Origin of the sequence: Vibrio bivalvicida (assembly GCF_001399455.2) — a bacterium.
Lineage (GTDB): Bacteria > Pseudomonadota > Gammaproteobacteria > Enterobacterales > Vibrionaceae > Vibrio > Vibrio bivalvicida.
This window is the reverse complement of record NZ_LLEI02000046.1, coordinates 1-6,556: the sequence shown is the minus strand read 5'-3', so window position 1 is coordinate 6,556 and position 6,556 is coordinate 1. Positions and strand designations below refer to the sequence as shown.

The 6,556-nt window shown below is 42.4% G+C and carries 5 protein-coding genes; 1 reads left to right on the top strand and 4 read right to left on the bottom strand.

Annotated elements, in window-relative coordinates; all coding sequences use genetic code 11:
- Positions 1-1,002: 1,002 nt before the first annotated feature.
- From APB76_RS16445 to APB76_RS16440, 3 genes are all read right to left on the bottom strand, one after another.
- A complete protein-coding gene (locus APB76_RS16445) occupies positions 1,003-1,605 on the bottom strand; it encodes a hypothetical protein (protein WP_054963684.1) in 603 nt (200 codons plus the stop codon).
- A gap of 22 nt (positions 1,606-1,627) precedes the next feature.
- Positions 1,628-1,777, bottom strand: a complete 150-nt coding sequence (locus APB76_RS23130) for a hypothetical protein (RefSeq protein WP_167350323.1) — start codon at positions 1,775-1,777, stop codon at positions 1,628-1,630.
- Between the two features lie 469 nt (positions 1,778-2,246).
- Positions 2,247-2,870: a DUF3885 domain-containing protein gene (locus APB76_RS16440; RefSeq protein ID WP_054963692.1), complete on the bottom strand. Its 624-nt coding sequence runs from the start codon at positions 2,868-2,870 to the stop codon at positions 2,247-2,249.
- Positions 2,871-4,011: 1,141 nt separating this feature from the next.
- Here APB76_RS16440 and APB76_RS16435 point away from each other — a divergent pair.
- Positions 4,012-4,980, top strand: coding sequence for an IS30-like element ISVa6 family transposase (locus APB76_RS16435; protein ID WP_074181723.1), 969 nt, complete (start codon positions 4,012-4,014; stop codon positions 4,978-4,980).
- Positions 4,981-5,516: 536 nt separating this feature from the next.
- Here the strand turns inward: APB76_RS16435 and APB76_RS16430 are convergent.
- Complete coding sequence (locus tag APB76_RS16430) at positions 5,517-5,930, bottom strand: hypothetical protein (RefSeq protein ID WP_054963618.1); 414 nt, start codon at positions 5,928-5,930, stop codon at positions 5,517-5,519.
- Positions 5,931-6,556: the final 626 nt, after the last annotated feature.

The following is a 6,556-nucleotide window of genomic DNA, read 5'->3' as shown; positions in this document are numbered from 1 at the left end:
AAGCGAGAAATAAAATCGCCGAGCGTTGATAGCCCGTCTTAAGCAGATTGTTAGCTGCTACGATTAAGGTTGAGATTTTCACCCAAGTGCCTAGTTTGAAATACATTATTGCTTTCGAGTAACAATGTAAATTGGACAGCTCAAAACCGAAACTTAAATGATGAAACATGCTAGGCAGAGAAAGCTTTCGAAGAAGCCCACTACCAAGTGCGCAAATTAGATTTACCCACGGCAGCATTTCAACATCCAAGAAGCCGCACCAAAGAACTAAACAAACACACCACATCAGTAAGCTGACTTCGGTTGATTCAAACACTTTTCGAACAGTGCCACTGGCGAGATAGTTTGTACCTAAGGACTATCAAGTGTGAAGCTAGAGCCCCGTATGCATGAGCACTTAAGCCCTTAGTTTCTTTAAATTCTAGCTAACGCTGTGTTAAGTGGTGAACAACGCCCCACTTAACTTAATAAAGCCACCTTAATCACTGCACTAAAATTTGCAACCAAAACCGCCGAGCGTTGAGAATCCGGCTTGAACACTTTGTTAATAAAGTAATTTCCGCGCGCTCTAGACCCAAACAAACCACCTAACTCAACACCACAAACCAACCAGATTTTTATTGGCTACTGACCCACTTTGCTTTCCAGAAACCAAACGCCAGCCAACACCAAATTTAAGGATTCATAGAACGAGTCACCCGCTTAAGTCACGGACAGTTAATTGCCACAACGATGAACCTTTGAGAGCGAAGATGGTTGTTGGCATATTAGCGCTTTCGATGATTTCAAATGGCATTTACACCAGAGAAACTACAAAGCTCAAAGCGCGCTAAAGAACGAGAATTTATGTGGAGAAAAGCACAACCAATGAAGGACTACATGCCCCCCAAAACTATTCGTTAACAGTAGCTTATTAACGCCGCATTAAGGTGTGAGCGGCGCTTGGCTATACTTGAGCGAAGCGAAAACGCCAAGCGTTGCGAATCACTCTTAAATGCTTTGTTAGCTGAATTTCTCAAACGGTTTTAGAAGACCATTTCGTTCGTTTAATAAAGCAACACGCTCTTCATTTGAAACAAGATTTAAAATAAGCGATATTTCTATGAACTTTGTATGAGCCTCTCTAAAAAGCTCAGACTCAAAACAACTTTCAATCCAATACAGCTCCTCACCACTGATACTGTGAAATACCTCTATAGGTAAATAATCGCAGTGTTCAGGGTCAGCAAAGCCTGATGTTTGTTCTATACCAAATGGACCGATATTATTACCAAAAAGCCATGGTAAAAGGTACACATTAGATAACATCGTTACTGCTAATTCATATGTTGCCTTTTCTGTTTTACCTAAACGATGAGACAAAATTGAGCGACATAACATCTGGATTGGTTCGCCAATATCGTCTGGAAATTGAGAGTCATACCATTCCATGTACTCTTCTGCTTTCTTCAAGTCATTGAGTACAAGCAGCAACGGAAATATTAAGTACCTTTTCCCGTAGCCATCCGAGATCGCACCATACTCTCTAAGCTCACGATTAAGCCCAGATTTGTAGTTTGAAATCTTAGCTCGAATTTTCTTTTCTGTATCCGGAACTGTAAACATACTCAAATCTCGTTCTATTCAGCTAACGCCCTGCTAAGTGGCTGACAACGCGACCACCGCACTCAACCAAACCACCGTAAACACTATACCCGACTTGAACTAAAAATGCCCCGCGTTGACAGTCCGTCTTAAGCAGCTTGTTAGCTGCTACGCAGAAGGTTGCGTTTTTCACCCAAGTTCCTAATTTGAAGTACATTATTGTTTTTGAATGACAATGTACATAGGACAGCTCGCAAACCAAAACACAGTAGATGATGAAGCATGCTTGGCAGAGGATGCTTTCGAAGAAGCCAACTACCAAGTGCGCTAAACAGATTTATCTCGGCAAAGTTTCAAGACCCAAGAAGCCACACCAAAGAACTAAACAAACACACCACTTCAGTAAGCTGACTTTGGTTGATTCAACCACTTTTCGAACAGTGCCACTGGCGAGATAGTTTGTACCTAAGGACTATCAGGTGTGAAGCTAGAGCCTCGTATTCATGAGCACTTAAGCCCATAGTTTCTTCAAATACCAGCTAACGCCCTGCTAAGTGGCTGACAACATACCACAAAACGCAAACAAGCCACCTTAAACACAGACCAAACTTTGAAGTAAATTCGCCGAGCGTTGGCAGTCCGTCTTAAGCAGTTTGTTATATTCATTTGAACAAACTATCCATATATTGCTTATCGTAATCGAGTAACAACTGGTTTTGATTTTGATAGAGGTCTTCTAGAGCGCATTTACTGCTGGCGGCAACATCTAGGCCTCGGTCATCATAGAGGTGATACATCAGTTCTTTATCACAATTAATTATAAACAGTTGCCCTTCTAGGGTTGGTCCACGATCACCAAAGTCACCGTCAATACAGGCCTGAATGATCGGTTTTATATTTAACTCTGACACGGTCACATCGGAAATGGTGACTCTTTTCCAGCAGTGTCTTTTGTACTCTAGATCTTCGGTATAAATATCTCGATGTTCCGAAAAATCTAAAGTTTTACCACACAGAGGCTTGAACAGTTTAAAGAAATAGTCACTTTTTCTAATTTTCTTCCGTCCATCAGAAAAAATTTGATAACAGACTTTGATCTTATCCGAAGGTTTAAATGCTGCTTCATAGATACTAAGCGCTCTACTCATCGCCATTTCAAAATATTGTTCATTATAATTTTTTCGGTCGTCATCCAACCATATGTCGACGTCATCAGGGCCTAACTCAAACCTCAAAGCAAACTCATTACGATAGAAGACTGGTTTTTCTAGTTGTATGTTCATCATTATTTATCTCCTGCTTTCCCGATGAATATAACGCTGTGTTAAGTGGTGAACAACGCCCCACTTAACTCAATAAAGCCACCTTAATCACTGCACGGGAATTTGCAACCAAAACCGCCGAGCGTTGAGAATCCAGCTTGAACACTTTGTTAATAAAGTACTTTCCGCGTGCTCTACAACCAAACGGACCACCGAACTCAACAGTACAAACTAACCAGATTTTTATTGGCTACTGACCCACTGTCCTTTCCAGAAACCTGCTTTGAGCAAGTAGCCAAACCAAAGTGACAGAGAACAGGCCACCCACTGAAGTCACGGACAGTTAATTGCCACAACGATGTACCTTTGAGAGCGAAGATGGTTGCTGGCATATTAGCGCTCTCGATGATTTCAAATGGCATTTACATCAAAGAAACTTCAGAACTCAAAGCGCGCTAGAGAACGAGAATTTGTGCCGAGAAAGGCGCAGCCAATGAAGGACTACATACCCTAAAAACTACTCGTTAACAGTAGCTTATTAACGCCCTGTTAAGTGGCTGCCAACCTACCACTTAACTCAACTAAACCACCGCAAACACTATACCAGACCAGAACTAAAAGTGCCCCGTGTTGGCAGTCCGTCTTTAACAGATTGTTAGTTGGTTAGCAGACTCTGAAGTTTGGATGTTCCACCGTAAAAACAGGTGCGACCTAAAAAGCAGTATACGACCAAGATCTAACGACCACCGCTGCTTTAACACAGACAATTTTAAAGCTGAGTTAGTCCATTGCATGTAGGAGCAACTGAAACTAACAAACCTGATACGCCCGTTCATCGTACCAGACGCCAAACATGATTAGGCAAGCAATCCTGTTTCTTATCCAAGAGTGGTAATTTGATGCTTGCCGAGATACGGAGAGCAAACACAAACCTCGCGCACGAAACTCGTACCTAAAACCAAGAAACAAATACCAACTAACGCCGCATTAAGGTGTGAGCGGCGCTTGGCTATACTTGAGCGAAGCGAAACTGCCAAGCGTTGCGAATCACTCTTAAATGCTTTGTTATGTAACTTGGATTCAAGTACGAAGTGCGACACCTCTGAACATAAAAACAGTGAGATGCGATAATCATGAAGTTTGCTCCCGCCAAGAAGTAAAAAACATGAGATACACGCACCTCACTGAGAACGAAAGGTATATGATTTCTGCGCTCAGAAAGCAAGGAATTAGTACCGCTAAAATAGCTAAACAACTGGGTCGTCACAAAGCTACTATCTATCGAGAAATTGAACGTAATTCCCGATACAACAGACACTTTAAAAGGTACTCCTATCAAGCATGGAGAGCCCAACAGATGGCTCGCAACCGGCTAAGCCGCTCGCGCAGGAACAAGCGCTATAGCGAAATCGACTTCAGGTTACCTGAAGCCTTGCTACGACTGGATTGGAGCCCTGACCAAATCGTCGGATACCTAAGGGTAAGAGGCTATCCAACAATGAGCCACGAGCTCATTTATCAGCATATTTGGAACGACAAAACTCTCGGTGGAACACTATGGAAACACCTACGCCAATCGACCAAGAAAAGGCGCAAAAGATATAACTCAAAAGACAGCCGAGGTCGGCTGGCAGCAAAGCGTCATATTACCGAAAGACCTGCAAAAGCTGAGCATCGAAATGAGCCTGGCCATTGGGAAATTGATACCGTCGTTGGCCGCGGAACCAAGCACTGTATCGTGACTTTAGTCGACAGAATGACTGGCTACTCTTTTATTGGGCAAATGGACGACAGGACAAGCGAGTCGCTCAACGTAAGAATGAGCAAAATCATGACCCGCTCTGACTTACCTTTTAAGACGATAACTGCGGATAACGGCACTGAATTTCATGGTTATGCACAACTAGAAAAACATTATAACTGTCTGTTTTACTTTGCAAATCCATACCACTCATGGGAGCGAGGAACTAATGAAAACACCAATGGCTTAATACGACAATACTTACCAAAACGAACTTCTATGTCACACGTGACACAGAAGCTCTGCAATGAAATTGCACACAAATTAAATACGCGCCCACGCAAAAGACTTGGGTATAGGACACCAACGGAGTATATTCATGCGCATCTGTAGCAAGTGTCGCACTTCAAACTTGATACTAAGTAATCGCGCTTCATTTGCTTCGGTACAATCTAACTTACACCTTTCAGTATGCATACTGTATAGATCACAGATGATAATGAAGTTATAGCCAATCTACTGTACTGCTTGGTGAGGTCGTTTGGCTCAAAATCAACTATTACAGACCCTATTGGTAGACCTTTGTCATATAGATAACATGCGATGACTGCACTCATATAAAGAGACACAAATAGCCCAGGATATAAAGTACTATGATTTACAACCTGATATATGCCACGCCCAATGACGATTGAAACTAAAGTTAGTACACATATCATTTGGGACTGCCAAGTTAAGTACTTATGAGGCCATATTATTCTATTTCCAACACACTTCCGCACTAAAAGACTCCTAAACTCCATGGGTTACATAACGCCCTGCTAAGTGGCTAGCAACGCAAACCACGATACTTAAACTAACCACCGTAAACACTGTACCAGACTAAAACCAAAATCGCCGAGCGTTGATAGTCCGTCTTAAGCAGTTTGTTATGTTTCGTAGCCTAAGATTTCGATACCCTTCTCAGCAATCACTACCGGGAATTCACCAACCTTGCAGAGTTCCATCAGAAACTTATCTAAATTCAGCTCACGGTACGAAGTAGGAGCATTTTTATAAGAATGATATGAATAAGTTCTTGGGATGAATATTCGTTCAATGTGCTTGTACTCGACAGGCCCACCACAGCCTTTAACTGGATCATCAATTGCCGAATCCCATACCTGTTGGTTACTAGGGGCATTACCAAAGAAAACTTTTTCGGTATCCGTAAAGTGATACTCAATACCAGAAAAATCTGCTCCATACTCTGCCATTGTAAGGAAGAACTTCTTCCACTTATGATTGGACATTAAACGTACTGAGTATCTCTGTCTCAGAGCTTTATCATTGTGAGCTTTCATTTAAACCTTCTAGAAACATAACGCCCTGCTAAGTGGCTGACAACGCGACCACCGCACTTAACCAAACCACCGTAAACACTATACCTGACTTGAACTAAAATTGCCCCGCGTTGACAGTCCGTCTTAAGCAGATTGTTAGGGATGCTTATTACCAGTGCCTTTGCTGATTTGGAATGCAGAGGTTAACCTACTAACCACCCATGCTGAGTACACCGCAACTACCACTAAAATGGAAGACAAGCACCCTATTCTATTTGCGGTGGTTCACTAAACCCCAAGACCACCAAACCTGAAAACACCGATACGATGAACTATTAGGGACAATGCTGAAATCACACACTAGTCTGAGCAGGACGAGCTTGAAAACGGTGAACCACTAGACTTGAGATTGGCTCTCTGAACTAGACTTTCACCTGAAAATGTTCTAGCCACACAAACAACAAACTATCGAAAAACTCATATCTTGAAGTGGCTAAGTGCAGAGCTAACAACCCCACATTCTCTAAAGCAACCTAACGCCCTGCTAAGTGGCTAGCAACGCAAACCACGACACTTAAACTAACCCCGTAAACACTGTACCAAACTAGAACTAAAATCGCCGAGCGTTGATAGTCCGTCTTAAGCAG